Origin of the sequence: Psychrobacter immobilis (genome assembly GCF_904846065.1) — a bacterium.
Lineage (GTDB): Bacteria > Pseudomonadota > Gammaproteobacteria > Pseudomonadales > Moraxellaceae > Psychrobacter > Psychrobacter immobilis_H.
On record NZ_CAJGZV010000035.1, the window covers coordinates 1 to 1,060 of the forward strand.

Consider the following 1,060-nt stretch of genomic DNA (forward strand, 5'->3'; position numbering starts at 1 on the left):
ACCAGTCCCCAGTCCAAGCAAAGGATCGAGTCCCAGTGCGCTCGCCATCGCGACGCCAACGACGTCCTGCAAAATGATAAACACCGAGACCACAACCGTGAAAATAAATAATGGCGAACCACCGGCTTTTAGTCGTCCAAAATCGGCACTGAGACCAATAGAGGCAAAAAACATCAGCATAGTCGCTGTTTGCAGACCTTGATGAAAGTTGAAACTGTAGCCCCAAATTAAGTTAAGCGCGTAAACAATCATCGCGGCGACCAAGCCACCCACGACAGGCTCTGGAATATTAAAATCCTCTAATACCTTGATTTTTTTAATCAAAAAACGTCCGAGTAATAGCACGAACGTTGCCAAGATCAGCGTGTAATATCCATTTAAAGTAATTTCCATGAGTTGATCCTTTTTACAAATATAAATTAACCTGAATGTAGGACAGAATCAGTGCTGTCTTACATTTAGGTTTTTTCAATAAGGCACTAAAGCATGTCATCGATGACACACCCCAAATTATTTATCTTTACTCGATACCACAATCCATAACTGCGGCTTACCAAAATCTCTATACGCATCTTCGATGATACTTTTAAATATAGTAAAGTCTTCAGTATTTATGTTTTTTACCCTTGTTAAATCAAGCTTTAACTGCGTGACCTCGCTATCGGTTAAGCAGTCCCATGCACTGTCCCAGTTATGCGAAAAGTAGCTAGGAAAATCACAGGCTTTAGCCAAACTGACTAAAAGTGCGCGCTTATCAAGCACCTCATCGAGTGGAATGTCGATAGCGTGTGCAGGAACAAAAGCGATGTCGTTAAGCTCGCTGTTGGCTGAGTCAATATAATAAATGGCGTCACTCATCTTAATTCACCTCCAGTTTGCTAAAGCTATCATAATGGTCCACCGTCAAATAATAAATGGTCGGCGGGTTGCCACCGGTGACAATGCGCCGCGCCCCGCGATGAGAAACGCCAGGGGTAGGGACGGTATATTCGTGATAGTAGCCTTGCGACTGAGCAGGTAGTAGGCCTTCGCGATTATAGAACGTCGTGCCATCTTTATT

Annotated in this window: 3 protein-coding genes; all 3 read right to left on the minus strand. The window is 43.6% G+C overall.

Going from position 1 to position 1,060, the window contains the following annotated elements; translation table 11 throughout:
- Positions 1-393, minus strand: a 393-nt coding sequence (locus JMW64_RS13955) for a sodium/glutamate symporter (protein ID WP_227694314.1), incomplete at its 3' end; no start/stop codon positions are given.
- A gap of 117 nt (positions 394-510) precedes the next feature.
- A complete protein-coding gene (locus JMW64_RS13960) occupies positions 511-858 on the minus strand; it encodes a barstar family protein (protein ID WP_025651674.1) in 348 nt (115 codons plus the stop codon).
- 1 nt (position 859) lies between these two features.
- Positions 860-1,060 (minus strand): ribonuclease domain-containing protein (locus JMW64_RS13965; protein ID WP_320158187.1); only part of this gene is annotated, 201 nt, incomplete at its 5' end.

Coding starts and splice junctions, on each gene's coding strand:
- JMW64_RS13960 (WP_025651674.1), bottom strand. CDS start 858: ATGAGTGACGCCATTTATTATATTGACTCAGCCAACAGCGAGCTTAAC.